17 protein-coding genes are annotated in these 16716 nt (G+C 47.5%); 11 read left to right on the top strand and 6 right to left on the bottom strand.

The annotated features are described in order from the left end of the window. Nucleotides 1-26 precede the first annotated feature (26 nt). The gene (locus tag ASG89_RS08545) at nucleotides 27-899 is read right to left on the bottom strand and encodes an SDR family oxidoreductase (protein ID WP_057310180.1); all 873 of its coding nucleotides are present in this window, start codon (nucleotides 897-899) and stop codon (nucleotides 27-29) included. A gap of 146 nt (nucleotides 900-1045) precedes the next feature. Here ASG89_RS08545 and ASG89_RS08540 point away from each other — a divergent pair, with 146 nt between their 5' ends. Next, on the top strand, nucleotides 1046-1405 hold the full coding sequence (locus tag ASG89_RS08540) for a winged helix-turn-helix transcriptional regulator (RefSeq protein WP_057310179.1): 360 nt from the start codon (nucleotides 1046-1048) through the stop codon (nucleotides 1403-1405). Between the two features lie 100 nt (nucleotides 1406-1505). Here ASG89_RS08540 and ASG89_RS08535 read toward each other — a convergent pair whose 3' ends face one another. Beyond that, nucleotides 1506-1718, bottom strand: coding sequence for a hypothetical protein (locus ASG89_RS08535; RefSeq protein WP_057310178.1), 213 nt, complete (start codon nucleotides 1716-1718; stop codon nucleotides 1506-1508). Nucleotides 1719-2236: 518 nt separating this feature from the next. On the opposite strand from ASG89_RS08535, the gene ASG89_RS08530 reads away from it, so the two are divergent. Next, nucleotides 2237-4159, top strand: a complete 1923-nt coding sequence (locus ASG89_RS08530; protein ID WP_057310177.1) for a DUF2334 domain-containing protein — start codon at nucleotides 2237-2239, stop codon at nucleotides 4157-4159. 45 nt (nucleotides 4160-4204) lie between these two features. Here ASG89_RS08530 and ASG89_RS08525 read toward each other — a convergent pair whose 3' ends face one another. Next, on the bottom strand, nucleotides 4205-4609 hold the full coding sequence (locus tag ASG89_RS08525) for a type II toxin-antitoxin system death-on-curing family toxin (RefSeq protein ID WP_057310176.1): 405 nt from the start codon (nucleotides 4607-4609) through the stop codon (nucleotides 4205-4207). Between the two features lies 1 nt (nucleotide 4610). Continuing rightward, nucleotides 4611-4874 (bottom strand): hypothetical protein, encoded by a 264-nt coding sequence (locus tag ASG89_RS08520; protein ID WP_057310175.1) that lies wholly within the window; start codon nucleotides 4872-4874, stop codon nucleotides 4611-4613. 688 nt (nucleotides 4875-5562) lie between these two features. Here ASG89_RS08520 and ASG89_RS08515 point away from each other — a divergent pair. The 4 genes from ASG89_RS08515 (at nucleotide 5563) to ASG89_RS08500 (ending at nucleotide 9072) form a co-directional block, all read left to right on the top strand. Continuing rightward, a complete protein-coding gene (locus tag ASG89_RS08515) occupies nucleotides 5563-6249 on the top strand; it encodes a response regulator transcription factor (protein WP_057310174.1) in 687 nt (228 codons plus the stop codon). Further along, nucleotides 6233-7780, top strand: coding sequence for a sensor histidine kinase (locus tag ASG89_RS08510; RefSeq protein ID WP_057310173.1), 1548 nt, complete (start codon nucleotides 6233-6235; stop codon nucleotides 7778-7780). Before ASG89_RS08515 ends, ASG89_RS08510 begins: the two co-directional genes overlap by 17 nt. A gap of 79 nt (nucleotides 7781-7859) precedes the next feature. Then, entirely contained in the window at nucleotides 7860-8063 is a 204-nt protein-coding gene (locus ASG89_RS08505; protein ID WP_057310172.1) for a hypothetical protein, read from the top strand. Between the two features lie 166 nt (nucleotides 8064-8229). Beyond that, nucleotides 8230-9072: a thermonuclease family protein gene (locus ASG89_RS08500; protein ID WP_057310171.1), complete on the top strand. Its 843-nt coding sequence runs from the start codon at nucleotides 8230-8232 to the stop codon at nucleotides 9070-9072. Between the two features lie 320 nt (nucleotides 9073-9392). Here ASG89_RS08500 and ASG89_RS08495 read toward each other — a convergent pair whose 3' ends face one another. Both ASG89_RS08495 and ASG89_RS08490 read right to left on the bottom strand, forming a co-directional pair. Then, complete coding sequence (locus ASG89_RS08495; protein ID WP_057310170.1) at nucleotides 9393-10664, bottom strand: MDR family MFS transporter; 1272 nt, start codon at nucleotides 10662-10664, stop codon at nucleotides 9393-9395. A 158-nt stretch (nucleotides 10665-10822) separates the two neighbouring features. After that, nucleotides 10823-11638: a hypothetical protein gene (locus tag ASG89_RS08490; protein ID WP_157276568.1), complete on the bottom strand. Its 816-nt coding sequence runs from the start codon at nucleotides 11636-11638 to the stop codon at nucleotides 10823-10825. Nucleotides 11639-11777: 139 nt separating this feature from the next. Here ASG89_RS08490 and ASG89_RS08485 point away from each other — a divergent pair, with 139 nt between their 5' ends. From ASG89_RS08485 to ASG89_RS37525, 5 genes are all read left to right on the top strand, one after another. After that, complete coding sequence (locus ASG89_RS08485; protein WP_057310168.1) at nucleotides 11778-12452, top strand: response regulator transcription factor; 675 nt, start codon at nucleotides 11778-11780, stop codon at nucleotides 12450-12452. Next, entirely contained in the window at nucleotides 12442-13827 is a 1386-nt protein-coding gene (locus ASG89_RS08480; RefSeq protein WP_082592902.1) for a sensor histidine kinase, read from the top strand. The genes ASG89_RS08485 and ASG89_RS08480 overlap by 11 nt, the downstream gene beginning before the upstream one ends. 230 nt (nucleotides 13828-14057) lie before the next feature. Beyond that, on the top strand, nucleotides 14058-15110 hold the full coding sequence (locus tag ASG89_RS08475; RefSeq protein WP_057310166.1) for an NAD(P)/FAD-dependent oxidoreductase: 1053 nt from the start codon (nucleotides 14058-14060) through the stop codon (nucleotides 15108-15110). A 278-nt stretch (nucleotides 15111-15388) separates the two neighbouring features. Then, nucleotides 15389-15880: a CcdC protein domain-containing protein gene (locus ASG89_RS08470; RefSeq protein ID WP_057310165.1), complete on the top strand. Its 492-nt coding sequence runs from the start codon at nucleotides 15389-15391 to the stop codon at nucleotides 15878-15880. Nucleotides 15881-16346: 466 nt separating this feature from the next. Further along, a complete protein-coding gene (locus tag ASG89_RS37525) occupies nucleotides 16347-16553 on the top strand; it encodes a hypothetical protein (RefSeq protein ID WP_057310164.1) in 207 nt (68 codons plus the stop codon). The last annotated feature ends 163 nt before the right edge of the window (nucleotides 16554-16716 follow it).

Raw genomic sequence — 16716 nt, 5'->3', positions numbered from 1 at the left:
CACCTCTTTATTGGGTTATATAACGACTATTTACTGAATAATAGCGCAATACTTTCATGAATGGAAGTCGGTTTTTTCCCGATGAGCTTCTCGAGGTCTGTGGAGGTGCGCCCTTCAGTCCCTGCGGCCATTTTGCTGTCAATGGCAACTAAGAACTGAACTAATCCTTCAGGCAGTCCAGCCTGAATCATACCAGCGGAAGAGTCAGCGTCAGAGACAGATTGATAAGTTACTTTTTTACCAGATACGTGGGATAAAATGTCGGCTAATTGCACATAGCTCCATGATTCGGATGAGGCTAACTCGTAGACTTGGTCTTGATGTCCGTCTTCAGCCAGAACAGTTGCCGCAGCCAATGCTAAATCATCACGTGTCGCTGTATTAATTTTCCCTGTATCTGCTGAATTTATGATGCTGCCGCTATCGATGTAAGCTTGCAAGCTTGGGTTCATGTAAAGCTCCTGGTACCACGTATTGCGCAGGATGGTTGTTGGAATGCCCGATGCCTTCAGCGCGAATTCGGTTGCTAGATGTACGTTAGCCAGAGGGGCGAAAGCATCAACATCCGCAAAGGCGAAACTCGTGTAGACAATGTGTGGAACGCCAGCTTTTTTGGCGGCTTCAATCGCACTAACATGTTTGCGAACACGACTGATCGATTCATCTTGTGGGGAAGAAATCAGCAAGAGCTTGGATGCATCCGCATAAGCTTGCTCCAGTGATGCGGGAACATCCCAATCACCATATCGAACTTCAATGCCTAAATCTGCAATTTCAGCAGCTTTCTCTATATGACGAACACTCACAGCAATCTCACTTGCTGGAACTCTTGCTAATAAATGCTTGACGACTAATTTCCCTAATTCACCTGTTGCTGCGGAAACAATGATTTTTGACATATTAAATGTCCTCCTATTTATATAAAATGGTGTTGGATAATTCGGCATAGTCATATATTATTATAGTAGCTCGAAATATGTAAGTAGTCATTATAAAGTGACCTAGTCATAAAAATAGAACCATCAAGGAAGGAGCGAGATTGTGCATGTCTCGGACAACGTTTCAGGGAGAAATTCCAGAGGAACAAATCGAAGTTTGCCCCGTTACCGCAACCCAAAATGTCATTGCAGGGAAATGGAAAATCCTTATTCTGTGGCATTTGAGGGAAACGAAGAGATTTGGTGAGCTGCAACGATTGGTGCCAGGGGTATCCAAAGGCATACTTACGTCGCAGTTGAGAGAGTTAGAAAAGGATGATATGGTTCATCGGAAGGTCTATCAGGAGGTCCCTCCGAAGGTTGAATACTCACTGACGGAAGCAGGACGTAGCTTTATACCGATCCTAGAGAGCATGGGAGAGTGGGGGAAGAAGTACGGGATGACGAGTAGGAAGAGTGAGGAATAGAATCCGCCACAATTGATCTATTAGTAGAACCCCCGACTGCCAGAGTCGGGGGTTTATTTGGGTTAACTAGTCAAGTTAACGTCTATGTAGGTGAATTCTCTTATTGTGGATTCGCAATAATCTTCCCGTTTTGCCACTCGAATTCATACTCGAATTGTTCCGTGGAGTCATAAAGGGCTGGTGAGTAGGGAGGAATAATATGTTTGTCTGTACGTTGATCCATAAGCTGATCGGGCTGAGTCTCTTTGGCAGCAACACCTAGAACCGATAGGGACACGATACAGAAAAATACGAAACCTATTTTGGCTATCATCGTCGGATGCCTCCGTTACAATAAGATATTTTCATCATACGTTGCGTATGTCATGGCAGTATTAGCTGGAAGTAAAGAGTTTGTATGTACTATTATTCTTACCCAACTTACCAGAAGTGAAACAAAGAAGCAGAAGATCGTCGAAATCATCAGCTAACAGGTGCGTGGCAGAGGCAAAAAGGGGCTGTAAGCTCCGTTAGTCCGATTTAGCCGAACTAAAACGAGGATTACTTGTGAAAGAAGGCCAATAGTCCGATTTAGCCGAACTAATTACCCGGTTTCCTTGTGTGAGAGTGTTTTGGTCAATTTAGTTGGGTTATTTAGGACTAATAGACATGTAAGGAGGCAGACAGGGAAATTAATTCGGCAATTTCGAACTAAAATGTCCTGGTTTATTTCATTTTGCCACCTGTTCAAACTCTTATAGAAAGAAGTCATAGATTCATATATAATTTAGGAGAAAAATGTCGAAATCATAGATATAATCTACGTTTTACATAATGGGGGAGCAGGCTAGCGTGAAACGTAAATTATGGCAGCAAATCGGAATAGGAATTGTCGGTGGTATTATTGCAGCCATTGCTCTTGCCGCATATATCCCTTCGACTACAGAGACGAATAATTCTCCGAATATGGGTAAGCGTCATGCTATGATTCGACTGGAGGATGTCGGACTTGGCGGGGACTATAACACGCTCGAAGGCTTAGGGAAATTGCGGGCCGTCATGACCTATTTAGAGTCTGAGCATGTACCTTTTCATGTCGCTGTGATTCCAAGAAGGATGAGCTTGCAAGATGACGGTGTCTGGAAGGAAAAGGGGATCGACGACCCAAATCCAGACGAAGTAGTAAGCGCATTCATTAAGCTACTCCAACAGGCAGAGCATCAAGGCGGCGTATTGGGTATGCACGGATACCGACATCAATATGGTGAGACATATCGCTCAGATGGCGAACAAAATTCTGGAATTGGCTCAGAATTTAACATTAAAGATGCACCGGAAACGCAAGAGCTGTCGTATGCGGCGGAACGGATGAAAGAAAGCTTGGCTGCCTTTGCCGGAGCGGATTTACACCCAGCGTTCTGGGAGTCCCCCCACTATAAAGATACCCATGAGCAGCAAGGCGTGTTTCGTTCCTTCGTCGGCCTTATGTATCAACCGGATCTCTACGCTCAAAATGCCCGTGAAGATATGAATGCCTATGATACGATCAATACGTACGGACAAGATAGTTTGGGCTCAGTCTATATCCCTGCACCCTATCGCTATATAAGCGATGCCCAATCGGTCGACCAGATGTTGGAGAAGGCAGCGAAGGACGATGGACTCGCTTCCTTTTACTTCCATCCGTTTTTGGAATTCTCGCACCTAGAGCCTGTTATGGCCGGAGATGGAAATCCAGAAGAGAAGGATGGCATTCCCATCTATCAATATAAAGAGGGAGATAACACAAGCTCCTACTTGCATAAATTGCTTACTGGCTTCAAAAAGCTAGACTATCGCTGGATGTCCCTGCATGATATCGTCCCTTTTACCCCAGCGCATCGCGTGATGCTGCCACCTAGAACGAGGTTGCAAAACGTCATGCTTGGTGATGTTACAGGCCGCGGACATGCGGATGTCGTTGTACGCCAGCTGCATCGTGTTCTAGTTATTCCGGGAAATTACGATATGCCACGAAATCGCCAGCAGGAAGCTTCACAAGTGTGGTTAAGAGAAACGTTTTCGCCCGATGAGTCACTTCTGCTTGTCGATGTGAATGGCGATGGGAAGCAAGATTTGCTCGCGTATAACACTGAAACGGGGAATGTGCGGGTGGCCATAGCGGATAAGCGACAGTTCCTGCCAGTCCGCACAATCGGTGCTTTACCATTGGGACTTTCTTCTGTTCGCGCGCTCCGATCTAGGCATAGCATGGGTTTAATTGCCAAAGGTGACAAGGGACTAGTGCAAGTTAACTTGTTAAATCAGCAGTTAACGTATACAGAGTCAAATACGAAGCTGCCCGAGGATACAGAAATTTTCACGGCCCCAATGCAGGATACGGATGAAGATGATGATATCGTGTGTGTCTCACATAAGGATCGGCGCGTATCCATTATGTATCATCAAGGGCAAGGGGGGTTCTCTGAGCCCCAGACGGCAGGCGGGGTTTCCTTTGGTGATAGCGACCAACTGCTGGTCGGCGATACGAATGGCGACGGACGAGGCGAATTAATTGCTTATACGGCCGAGACGGGCATTTGGCGGGTATTCCAGAATGAGGGAGAGAACCATTTTCAGCCGCTGGATAACGAATTCGGCCCTTGGGCAAAAGGGAAGGAACGACGGGCTATGGTCGCTGATTTTGACGGCAATCGGAAGCTGGATATTGGCTCTTATAATGAAACGGAGCATGTGCTGGATTTGGCGCTTTCGTTTCGAAGCGGAACGCCGTAAACATAAGAAAAAGCACCCTGAGGGGTGCTTTTTTGGTTTGTAAATTTATTCCGCTAAGGAGTGGCAATGCTCACGGATAACTTGAGTAAGCTCTTGAAAGGAATAATGGTGATTTACCATATCGACGGTAAGATCCTCAGCAATTTTCTGATCCATTTCGAAGCTATATCCATTTAATTCTAGAAAAATGACGAAAGCTGTGAAGGCAGTTCGTTTATTTGCATTTTGGAAGGGATGATTTTGACCTAACGATTCGAATAGAGCGGTAGCTTTGCCAAAAACAGATGGATAAGCGTCTTCACTAAAGGCAGAAGATTGAGGACGTAAAACAGCAGATTCTAACAATGGTGTACTTTTGACGCCAATATCCTCCCCAGGGCTATATTTCTGGATAAGAGCTACATTGATCGCGATAACTTCTTTAACGGACAAATAACGGATTGCATTCATACTATCGATCCTTCAGACCTTTTAGTGTATCCTCATAACGCTCCATGACGTTGGATAATGTCTCAATAAAGGCTGGACTTATCCCTACAGGCAGGGAAACTTTATTGGCTTTCCTAAGAATGATCTCTCCATTTTCTTCATTTACAGCAATTTGAACGGCATCTCCTAGCTCAAGGCCTATTTGCCTCAATGCCTCCGTCATAGTGATACCAAGACTATTTCCGAATTTCGTAACTTTACGCTCCATATCGATCACCTTATTCATCGGAATTCCCCCTTATCATATTATTCAATTGTTAGTACAATTATACATTTGATGATGTGTATAGGAAAGAGGTATTCATCTACATCTTTTTATGATTTCCGGGTGCCGAGTCAGATTAATGAGTTGGAGGTTGGATGTTCCGTGTTTCTACTGTGCTCCAATGTAAATAAATGGATTTCATACAGTTATATTTCGGGATTTTCCGATCAAACGCGCATTAGATGGATAACCTACAGTTAATTTCATGCATTTTAGTCAATTGGAACAAATGGGGCGATTTTACCTACATATTTTCCAGTTAATACAATGATTAACGTAAGTGTCCATCCAAACCTCCCATCGCCTCTGCCAGCACCATCACCAACACGCACCACCAGCTAAATATCCCCCATTTACTCGTCCTAAGAGGACGTAGCCGTTATTTATGCACTTTTCTTTACATGCTTGACATCTCCCTGACATCTTCTTCCTATATACTCAGCTGACGAATGGGCTCGATCATCGACATACTTCGACATAGAACGAGGAATACGCCTACTTCGTGTGGAATAAAGGATGAGCTGAAAGCTTGATTTTTGGCCAAATATAATATGTTTCACTTAATAAGTAGGTTATATTTCTCCATAAACACTGTGATACGTCCTGTAAGGAAGGTGTAGCCGTTTATTTTGGATGAGGAGAGAATCTTTTGAAAAAAGTATTAGTTGTTGAAGATGAAATGGCGATCGCCAGAGTCATAGCAGCCTACCTGCAAAAGGAGCATTACGAAGTCGTGACGGTGCATGATGGGGCAGAAGCTGTCCACGTATTCGATAGGGAACAACCCCATCTAGTGCTGCTCGATATCAATTTGCCAGGGATGGATGGCTGGGAGATCCTTACCTATATTCGCGAAAAAAGCGCGTGCCCCATAATCATGCTGACGGCACTGTCCGAAACAGAGCAGAAGCTCTCCGGTTTGAATCTTGGTGCGGATGATTATATAACGAAACCGTTTGTGGCAGCCGAGGTTGTGGCGCGTGTTAATGCGGTGTTACGCCGGTTTTCCAATGTGATGGAAAGAAAGAATGTTCGGCATTACGGCTCATTGAAGATTGATTTTCAATCCCATGAGGTGTATTTGAACGGAGCGAAGGTGCTGCTTACACCGAGAGATTTATCTGTTCTGATGCTGCTGGCAGAGAATCCGAATCAAGTGTTTACACGTGAGCATCTGCTCGATAGTGTGTGGGGCATCGACTATGACGGGAGCGACAGGGCTGTGGATCTTGTAGTCAAAAGGGTGCGAAAAGCGCTCGAAAACTGGCCGCCGAGCGAAGGCGAAATCAGAACGATGCATCGATTGGGGTATCAGTTCTATGTCAATGACAAGTAAGAAGCAACTATCGTTGTTGCAAGTTTGGTCCCGTACGTATTTGATTTCCCTGCTAATCGGCATCATGGTGATTGGATTTATCGCTGTGCAATGGACGGAGTATATCACGCAACAAAATCGCATCCAGTCCATTCAGCACATTATGGAACGTATGGCCGAAGAGGTTGTTACTAGCAATGGCGAATTTATTCCTACAGACGAGATTTATGAAGTACTTCGTAGTAATCAGCGGGATCTAGAGTTCAAAAATCCGGTGAAAGCTCATATAAAAGCAGCGGATCATCGCGTCGTATTTCCCCCGCCTCCAGGTTTTGATCCACCACCAGGTGGTGGTCCTCGAGAGGAGGTTCTTCCAAGAGACATGGAAGGGGGATTTCCGAATCCTAGGGGTCAACCGCGCGACGAAGGAGGGCCCGACGGACCTAGCGGAATGCCCTTACTTCCGAAAGAGATGCGCGATGGACTTCTGCCGGAAAGCTCCACCTATGTGAAGGAAAAAGGGGAAATGGGCCGGAGTATTTTTATGTTTTCGGCACCAATTTTATTTGAAGACAAGATAATTGGCGCCATTTATGTCAGTATCCCGTCTGAGGTAGTTACGAATGTTAAAGTCGATTACGGCATGCTGTACGCACTCTTAACAGGCGGTGCTGTGTTAGGCTGGTTCGTCATTTATATGCTTACTCGGCGTCTCGTCAAGCCTATTAAAGAAGTCGCAGATGCAGCGGAGCAATTAATGCGGGGCAACTATGATGTGACGTTCAAAAGCAACAGCAAAGAGCAGGAAGTTGCACAATTAATTGCAACCTTTCAGGATATGTCGAGTCGATTGAAGCAATTGGAATCGCTCCGCACACTGCTACTGGCAGGTGTTACCCATGAACTGAAGACGCCCGTTGCGTCAATTAGCGGTCTCCTCCAGGCCGTTCAGGATAAAGTAGTTGATGGCGCTGAAAGCGAGGAATTCATTCAGCTTTCCTTGAAAGAAGCGCAGCGCATGCACCACATGGTCGAAGATTTGCTTGATTTTAATGGCTTTGCAACAGGTGCGCTTCGTATTACGAACGAGCAGATCGAGTTGAATGCTTTTACACGAGAAGTTGTGCATCAGTGGCAAATCGCCCAGGAGGAGCATCAGAAGCTGGACATCCAGGTGCAGAGCGTGAGAGATACCATTCAGATCGAAGGTGATTCAGGCCGCATCCAGCAGATTCTCATTAATTTGTTGAACAACAGCTTACATGCCGGAGCCAGCCGTGGCGCCTTACAGATTTCTCTTTACGATTATAGCTCTAGCCATGTCGGCATCGATGTGACCGATCAAGGGAAGGGCGTTCCGGAGGAGGAGCAGCCGTTTATTTTCGAAAGATTTTATCGTGGAGGCGTGAAAAAACATAAGGTGAGAGGCCTAGGTTTAGGCTTGCCTTACAGCTTAATGTTAGCCCAAGCGCAGCGAGGGCAGCTATTTTTACGTGAGAGTAGCGAGCGAGGTTCGACCTTTACGCTGACGTTAGTAAAAATAACATCCTGACATCTGTCTGACACATCTCCATCGTATGCTAGTCACAACAGCAATAACAAATGACAAGTAGACATGGAGAGATGTAGAGATGATTACGATGGCTAGCAGACAAAAAGTGCAAACGCGCAGACAAGTGGAAGAAATTTGGATGGCGAAGCATCGTCTTGAAGCTTTAAACAATATACAGAACTTTGAGTTTCTGGAACTGGAATCCGAAAGAATGCATATGCTAGATAGTCTAAGAGAGAGTATTAGACACCAGATCTATGTGAAGTATGATGTGATTTTGTAAGCGTATTGGTCTAGAAGAGTATCTCTGTGCATAAGTGGCCTAATGGGCAAATCCAGTACGATACGACAGCGCAAGCCGTTTTTTTTCATGCATTGGAATTCATCCTGGTCTGAAGTCTGCTATACTTTCATAGACAGATAGAAACAGTCATCATTGGGAGGATTTCATGATAAACGTGCAAAGAAAGATCGTGGCTGCTGGACTCAGCCTACTTATGCTGCTGGCAACGGCTTGCAGCGCTTCCGAGGTAGAGAATAGTCACGCGGCTGCACAAGGCAGCAAGTCTTCGACCTCAGCTACTTCAGGATCAGCGTCATCGACTAAGGAGAACAGCAAGCGTATACCCGCTAAGGTTGTCCGCGTCGTTGATGGCGACACCATGAAAGTGTCATTTGCTGAAGGTGGCCAAGTCAAAGAAGAGACGATCCGTCTCCTCCTAGTGGACACGCCGGAGAGCGTAGACCCGGAGAAGCCGGTTCAGCCTTTTGCATTGGATGCGTCCAACTATGCAAAAACGATGCTCACGGGTAAAGACGTCCAGCTGGAATTGGATGTGTCGGAGCGGGATAAATATGGACGTTTACTGTGCTATCTCTACATTGGGGATCACATGTTCAACGAACTCCTGCTCGAAAATGGCTACGCCAGAGTCGCGTACATTTACCCGCCGAACGTGAAATATGTCGATCAGTTCCGTGAGATTCAGAAGAAGGCTCAGCAGAAGGCTCTGAACATCTGGAGCGTAGAAAATTATGCACAAGAGGATGGGTATCATGAGGGTGTGGTGAAAGGGGGCGCTACGGCATCGCCGAAGTCAGCAACCACAACGACAACTCCGAAACCCGTGACTACGTCGCAACCGGCGACAACAACGACTTCGAAACCATCGGCGATTTACAACTCCTGTAAGGAGGCCAACGCGGCTGGTGCGTATAATATCCAAAAAGGTGAGCCTGGCTACAGTGCGAAGCTGGATGGGGACGGGGATGGCGTAGCTTGTGAGCGTTAAATTGCTGCGGGTCAAGGGGCTTTGTTTAGATGGATTTTCTCCATCTAATTTCTAGATTTTTTGCACATTGAGATGAATAGCTGGATTTTCTACATCTAAATGTATCCATTCCGTCGGAAAAGTGAGATCGGAGCGAAAATAACTGTATGTTTTCCAGTTAAAGTTAATTTATAGAGAAAATCGTCGAAATTAACTACCTATTTTCCAGTTATTTGATCAGACGAGTAAGATGTAGCCCTTTTCTCCACCACCTCAGATACCATAACCATGCACATGTTGAAGAAAAAGCACCCTCACGGGTGCTTTTTCCAACTTCCAACCTACTGCACCGCAGTCTGCTTATCATACTGATTAAACATCATGTTATAGATGGCTGCCGACAATACAGCAAGTGCCGCCAACAAGATGAACGTCCAAGTAAAGCCGATCCACGAGCTGATCGGGATCGATAGCGGTGCTATGGTGCGCCCGAGTGTATAACGCAAGCTCGAGGCAGCAAAATATTGGCCGCGAATATGGTCCGGCGCCAGTCTGGACACGAAAGCTTGCTGTGGTCCTGCGGACATGAGCTCAGCAAGCGTGAAGACAGCTATGGCGATGGTTAATCCCCAGAAGGTAGACATCTGGCAGAACATCACCATGCCCAGCGCATAGAAGAGGGCTCCGCCGATGAACACATAGCGATCGCGGTACGCGAGCATCCATTTGGTCACGATGACCGTAAAAATGGCGACGAATAGACCGTTCTCGGAGACGATCAAGCCGAACAGTTGTTTACCCGTGAGCTGGAGATCCCAGTCATTGTAGGAGAAGATCGTCGTGAGTGGCATTGTTTCTTCCAAGAAGACGGGAAAAAGTAAGTCCAGCTGCATGAAGGTCTGCGAAAGCAGCACGCCAGCGATGACGAACAGCAGGAATACGCGGTCCGTGGCGATGATTTTGTAGTCGCGCAGCTGCACCGCGATGGCATGGTACCAAGGGGTGTCCCCCTGTGCGCGATGGCGATCCGCAAGCTGCTTTGGCAGCGTTTCGTGTAAGCGTCGTGCCATCATGAGTGCGAGTAGTACGCAAACCACAGCAGCTGCGGCCAGTACGAGATACGGATTATCCTTATAGAGGAGGGAGCCGAGTAGAGGTCCTACAACAACAGCCATGTTTGCGGTTGTATAAAAGATAGCGAACACGCTCGAACGATGCTCCTCATCCACCACATCCGCCACCATAGCTTGGCTGGCAGGCCAATACAATGATCCGCAAAAGCTGGCGAAACTGAAGCCGATAAAGCTCATAACTGGCATGGCCAGCCATGGAGAAGCGGCCAGTGCGAAGATGCCATAACCGAGCGCTTGTCCCAAAGCGGCAATCACCATCATTCTTTTGCGCCCGAACCGATCTGCGCTGTAGCCGCCGAGTAAATTGCCGAACACAGAAAGCGCCTGCGATAAGACAAGAAGAATACCCGTCCAACCTTTACCGAACGAATTGGCGAAGTAGATCGATAAGAACGGAAAGAATGCCCAAAAAATAACGTTAAAAGCGGTTTCTCCGCCGAGGCGGATTTTTAAATTAATGTCCCAATCTCTCATTTTCATGATTTAATTTACCTCTGGTTAATTTAAGTATCTCCCTATGATACTACCATTCTTCGTTTGGAAACAAGGCAGTTATGAGAATGAATGGTTCCAGTTGTGCCAAATATTAACGAGAAAAGGAGCTCGCCACAGTTGATCTGTGACAAGCTCCTTCTCATTTAATCGAGGGTAATCGAGGTGATGCTGCCATTTGTCTTAAAATCTTGCGTATACGTCACCACGGCTTTAGCCGTCACGGTGCCAGTAGGCCCGGTAATGGTAACTGTTGGCGTGGAGGAATAGCCGGCTCCCGGATTTGTGATCGTAACGCCAGTCACCACACCTTCAGTGACGATGGCTGTTGCGGTTGCGGAGGTCTTTTGCCAAGTAGCTGTTCGACTCCCGTTGTAACGGTAGAAGTTAGACACCTCATCCAGACGCTCATTGGTGATGCCGTAAGGCCCAAGTACCTTCATTAAAGCGGCTTTGTTGCGCTGTGCGAGTTCATGACTCGGTTGGCTGTCTAACCCAGATGGCGTCACTCCGCTAAAAGCTTCTCGAAACACCTCGGTAGGTACGCCAAGAGCGGCGGCAATCAGCACAACGGGCCGTCCTTTGTCCTGAGGATCTGTGGTGAGACCACCTGATATCACGACGGAATAGGTAGAAGGATTCGTAATTCCGCTAGTTGCTTCACCAGTTGAAGGAGCAGAGTTGGCAGGAGTTGTTGGTGGAGCTCCTTCTTCTTGCCCCAGGCAATCCACACCATCACGGTTATGCGGAGGCGGATTGTGACCATTAACGCGAGGGTCGCCTGGCTTGCCGGCTTCTCCTTGTCTTGGTTTCGGCTTAGCTGGCTTATCCTGCGGGGCAGACGTTTGCGTTGTGTCGGTTGCAGCGAATACTTGGCTATTCGCGCTTAAAGCAATTACGCTGCTGCCTGCTAATACAACGGAAAATGCGCTTGCTAGAATGATTTTCATTTTTGTTTTCATGGGGATCTTCCCTTCGTTTTCGTAGATTTGTTGTTCCATGAGACCTATCTTACCCCCACTTGGTGAAATTACGGTGAAAGCCCGAAGGCGATAGATTATACTTGAAAGTAATAGAGCGAATGAGAGAAGGTGGCGGGAGATGAAGCTTTTATTAGCGGAAGATGACGTGAAATTAGGCGAGCTAACGACGTATATGTTGAAAAAGAAGACAGGCTGCAGCGTCGATTGGGTGCAAACGGGGAACGATGCCTTCGACTACGCCACAGCCTCCAGCTATGATGTGGTCATTCTCGATTGGATGATGCCTGAGGGAGATGGGCGTGACACCTGTGCTAGGCTGCGTCAGGCTGGATATCGCGGAGCTATTCTTATGCTGACAGCCAAAGATGGGCTGCGAGATCGGGTTGATGGACTGGATGCGGGAGCGGATGATTATCTTGTGAAGCCTTTTGAAATGGACGAGCTGTTGGCACGCTTGCGGGCGTTAATGCGCAGAAGCTTCGTTCCTTTGCAGGACGACGTTGTGCGCATGGGAGAGCTGGAGCTGCAGCGGACGAATCAGATTGTTCGGCAGGGCGGACAAGAGATTCAGTTGTCTCCGCGTGAATTTCAGATTCTAGACCTGCTGCTGCAGAATAAGGGGCGGACGCTTACGCGTGAGGTTATTTTAGATAAAGTATGGGGCTTAGATGCTGATGTGAATTTAAAATCGATCGACGCGATCGTCAAATTAATTCGTAAGAAGCTGGAGTCTTCCGATGCACGGGAGCTCATTCAGAGCGTGAGAGGCGTAGGGTATAAAATTGAAGCGTAACAAGAACTGGCTGGATAAGCGCCTGTCTGAAGGGAATTTATTTGACCAGACACGCAATAAACTTACGCTGCAATATAGCGGTGTGCTGATGATTTTTCTCGGGCTATTTGTAGTTATTGTGTATGCGTTGCTGTATGTGTTCATTTGGAGCGATCAACGCTCCCGTCTGACGGAGTTAACGAATAGTGAGCTGCAGGTTTTGCAGAAGTGGGTGGATGGGGACACCAACCCGAAGCGTCAGCCGCCACGCTCGGTGGAGGATGCTTTCTCGATCAGCGCGGATCAATCGTTCTATTACCTCATATCCGATACAGGCAATGTGCAATTAGGTGATGAGACACAGCCGGAACTGCGAGAGCAGATGATGGCTTTCATCGCGAAAGGTCAGTTTAAGGGAAAGCGGACTCAGCAAGCGACATTGCAGACGTTCGATCAACCCTCGGTAGATGTGCAAGGTCGGCCGCTGAACGGGGAGGATGCCCGGTTTCTAGTGACCACTCGGGAACTTAAGAAGAACGGACAGTTGATTGGTACCTTATATGTGGGGAAGGAGGTTACCTTTCAGCATCAGCTTTTTCGCTTATTGCTCATCCTGATGCTAGGAATGGCGTTGCTCTTCTTCGTGCTCGCGCTGTGGTTCAGTCATCGGATGGCGCGTAGAGCGATCATTCCGATTGCCCAAGCGTATGAGCGGCAACGCGAATTCGTTGCCGATGCTTCGCATGAGCTTCGTACCCCGCTCAGCGTCATGCTTACCTCCATAGAGGCGCTGCAGCTCGATGCGGATGAGGCCAATCCCTTCACGAATAACGTGTTGAAGGGCATGAAAGATGAGGTCAACGCCATCACGAAGCTGACCAGCGAGCTCTTGCAGCTGGCTCGGTCGGATGCTGACGAGTTCGTGTTAGAGCTGACAGTTTTCCAGGTGAAAGCAGCCGCCGAAAGCGTAATAGCGAAGCTGCTGCCCGCAGCGCAGTCCAGAGGCTTGACGCTGCAGCTGCATGTGCCTGACCAGCTGAACGTGGAGTGGGATCGAGGTAAATTGACACAATTACTCGTGATTCTTATCGATAATGCGATTAAATATACGCTGGATGGTGGAGACGTGCACATTATCCTAGCGGACAAGGTGGATAAGGGAGTTCGTTATCTTACGCTAGATGTAAGGGATAACGGAATGGGGATTGCGCCGGAGGCGCTTCCGCGTGTTTTTGATCGGTTTTACCGGCAGGATAAGGCTCGGACCCGGCAGGTTGGCGGTCATGGGCTGGGACTAGCCATCGCGAAGAACCTGGTGGATGCCGCGCAAGGGACGATCCAGGTAGAGAGTCAGCAGGGGGTTGGCAGCACATTTCGCGTGCGGATCCCTGTGTAGAAAGAGAGGAACGCTTAGACACTGTTGGTGTCTGGGCGTTTTTGCGTTGCGACGATTGCAGCTCGAGCGACTAGGATGTTCACTGCACTCTTTGTGACAGGTAATACGGCTGGTAGTATCACGTTCAACCGTGTTCAGCATTTTTTCAGTTGATAAAATCATCAAAACGCAGTATCATTCATTAATAATGATTCTCAATCGCAATTGGTGACTTAAGGAGTGGAATGAGCATGGAACAGAACGAGTTGTTTGATGTCACGGTTATTGGCGGGGGACCAGCGGGTTTGTACTCGGCATTCTATAGTGGACTCCGTGAAATGAAGACCAAAATCATTGAATTTCAACCGCACCTCGGCGGCAAAATACATGTATACCCCGAAAAAATGATTTGGGACGTAGGTGGCGTCACGCCGACGCCAGGAGCGAAGCTGATCAATCAGCTTGTAGAGCAAGGACTTACGTTTAGCCCTGAAGTGGTGCTGAATGAGAAAGTTGAAGCTATCGCTAAAAACGAAGAGGATATCTTCGTCCTGCGCACGACATCAGGTCAGCTTCATTACTCCAAAACCGTGATCGTCGCTGTCGGCTCTGGCATCCTTAACCCGAAAAAGCTAGAGATTGAAGGTGCAGAGCGCTACGAAGTTTCGAATTTGAACTACACGGTGAAATCGCTTGGACGCTTCAAGAACAAGACTGTCGTCATTTCAGGTGGCGGCAACTCGGCTGTCGACTGGGCGAATGAATTGGAGCCTGTCGCCAAGCAAGTCATTCTCAGCTATCGCAAAGAGCAGCTGACTGGACACGAAGCCCAAGTGAAGCAGCTACAGAACAGTTCCGTGATCTGTCACTTGAATAGCTCCATTACGAAGCTATTTGCTGCTGGTGAGGACGCATCGATTGAACGCGTTGAGCTGACGAATCATGAAACAGGCGAGATTTCATCTGTGTTGGTGGACGAAGTGATTATCAACCATGGCTATGATCGTGACACGACCTTGCTGGAGAATAGTGAAATCGAGATCGCGCGAGCGGAGAATTACTATATCGCGGGTAACGCGAACAGTGAATCCTCTGTGCCAGGACTATATGCAGCTGGGGACATTCTTAATCATCCAGGCAAAGTTCATCTGATCGCGGGAGCCTTCCAAGACGCGGCGAATGCGGTAAATAAAGCAAAACAGTACATTCAGCCTACAGCAGAGAAGTTCGGGATGGTCTCTTCGCATAATCAAGCCTTTAAGAAGCGGAACAAAGAGTTAGTGAAGCAAATGTTTCAATCGTAATCTGGAAAAGCTACATACAGCTACTTAAACAGGCACCCTGAGGGGTGCTTTTTCCAATTTTTTACCACATAAGAATTGATAAGTTTCCGATGCTCGGAAGAACAAATTCTTATTGGCGATAAAAACCACCTTTGAAACGCGGTCGCTCATCCTCGAAGGACTTCGATAGAAGTTTTTCTCATATCGGATTGCGTAGTGTCGGTCTTAAGACGGAGGTAAATCCTAACGAGTAACCGTATAATTTCTGTAGAACTTGTTATCGAAAGGGGCACTAGGATATGAATGCTGAAACACTCATCGGTTATGGAATCGGTGCAGTAGTTATCATTTTAGTTATTTGGCTTAGAACGCGAGGGAAAGCCAAACCAATTCGCAACAAAGGGAGAGGCATGCTCATTCCTGTCTTCCTGCTGCTCATTGTATTTGGGCTTAGTATTAACTCTTTGACACATGTACCGGATCATCCTTTTCATATACCAGCTATTTGGGAGTTGCTGTGTGCAGGCGTCCTCGGCGTGGCATTAGGCAGTATTATGCTGTACCACACAAGGTATGAGAAGCGGGAGGATGGTTTAGTCTATTCGAAGCCTAACCCCAATTTCAAATATGTCATCATTGCCGTTATCGCGGTCCGATTGATATTATCTCAGTATTTCAAAGGTTTGGATCCCTCGGAATTCGCTGTGTTAACGATGGTTATGGCGTATTTGTACATTTGCGTGTGGCGGATTGGCAGCTTCCTCAAGTATCGGAAAGTGAGTGCGAGTTAGCACAGATAGTTGGATTGAAAAGCACCCTTTGGGGTGCTTTTTTTTCGTGCGCCTCACAGTCGCGCAATCTAAGTGGTTCAAATCCACTCGGTAACTTTACCCTTTAAAGTGCCGTAGCCGAAGCAGAGATCCTACCTCTAATAGGAGAAGGATTGGCAGGGTGTCCCCCGCGAGGGGGAATCCGAAGGGCCTGCAGGCAAAGTCCAGCCCGGAATGCAGTGAACCAGAGGTGGCGGAGATGCTGGGTGACCCGCCGATAAAACGGGGAAATCTATGCCTTGGCATATCTTACAGGAAAGCACGAAAGGGATACGACCTGTAAGACTCATCGACGTGATTAGGGTCAGGATGGATGGAACAGAATGCGCAGATAACTGAGGGAAGTCTCGTAGTTTCCTCTACGCTAACGCGTGTGAGGTAGGCGAGGTATAACCCGAAGGGGAAAGCCAAATCGACGAACTGCGAGATGGCGGATCATTCCGTAGTAGTGAATAAGTCTGAGCCGATGAAAGCTGGTAACAGTCTGGAGGATAAAGCTCAGATGAGTATGCGCGGAGTTTTTTTTTTTGGAGCAGTTCAAGGCCGTGGAAAAAAAATCAAGTCGCATAACCTGCTTCCACTCCAAAAGAGGGAAGACAGAGGCAAAGGGAATGTGCTTCGTCAAAGACTGTGAGTTCTAGTGAGTGGAGATCGTAAACGCCTTAAACGTAAGGGAACAGTTCCAAGAGGGTACGTCCCGCCGATGGCGAAAGCACGTCAAAGGATAAAGGGCTGTTGGCGACCTGAGTACGCCTTGCGAGACAGAAGCGATTGGTGAAAACCTAACACGCAGTCAT

It is taken from the genome of Paenibacillus sp. Soil766, assembly GCF_001428105.1.
Classification (GTDB): Bacteria; Bacillota; Bacilli; order Paenibacillales; family NBRC-103111; genus Paenibacillus_E.
Note: the sequence above shows the minus strand (reverse complement) of the source record. Positions and strands in the feature narration are given on the sequence as shown.

Excerpts from the sequence above, each read along its gene's own strand:
- ASG89_RS08545 (WP_057310180.1), bottom strand. The coding sequence starts at position 899 with ATGTCAAAAATCATTGTTTCCGCAGCAACAGGTGAATTAGGGAAATTA.
- ASG89_RS08540 (WP_057310179.1), top strand. The coding sequence starts at position 1,046 with ATGTCTCGGACAACGTTTCAGGGAGAAATTCCAGAGGAACAAATCGAA.
- ASG89_RS08535 (WP_057310178.1), bottom strand. The coding sequence starts at position 1,718 with ATGATAGCCAAAATAGGTTTCGTATTTTTCTGTATCGTGTCCCTATCG.
- ASG89_RS08525 (WP_057310176.1), bottom strand. The coding sequence starts at position 4,609 with ATGAATGCAATCCGTTATTTGTCCGTTAAAGAAGTTATCGCGATCAAT.
- ASG89_RS08520 (WP_057310175.1), bottom strand. The coding sequence starts at position 4,874 with ATGAATAAGGTGATCGATATGGAGCGTAAAGTTACGAAATTCGGAAAT.
- ASG89_RS08510 (WP_057310173.1), top strand. The coding sequence starts at position 6,233 with ATGTCAATGACAAGTAAGAAGCAACTATCGTTGTTGCAAGTTTGGTCC.
- ASG89_RS08505 (WP_057310172.1), top strand. The coding sequence starts at position 7,860 with ATGATTACGATGGCTAGCAGACAAAAAGTGCAAACGCGCAGACAAGTG.
- ASG89_RS08500 (WP_057310171.1), top strand. The coding sequence starts at position 8,230 with ATGATAAACGTGCAAAGAAAGATCGTGGCTGCTGGACTCAGCCTACTT.
- ASG89_RS08495 (WP_057310170.1), bottom strand. The coding sequence starts at position 10,664 with ATGAAAATGAGAGATTGGGACATTAATTTAAAAATCCGCCTCGGCGGA.
- ASG89_RS08490 (WP_157276568.1), bottom strand. The coding sequence starts at position 11,638 with ATGAAAACAAAAATGAAAATCATTCTAGCAAGCGCATTTTCCGTTGTA.
- ASG89_RS08485 (WP_057310168.1), top strand. The coding sequence starts at position 11,778 with ATGAAGCTTTTATTAGCGGAAGATGACGTGAAATTAGGCGAGCTAACG.
- ASG89_RS08475 (WP_057310166.1), top strand. The coding sequence starts at position 14,058 with ATGGAACAGAACGAGTTGTTTGATGTCACGGTTATTGGCGGGGGACCA.
- ASG89_RS08470 (WP_057310165.1), top strand. The coding sequence starts at position 15,389 with ATGAATGCTGAAACACTCATCGGTTATGGAATCGGTGCAGTAGTTATC.
- ASG89_RS37525 (WP_057310164.1), top strand. The coding sequence starts at position 16,347 with ATGGCGGATCATTCCGTAGTAGTGAATAAGTCTGAGCCGATGAAAGCT.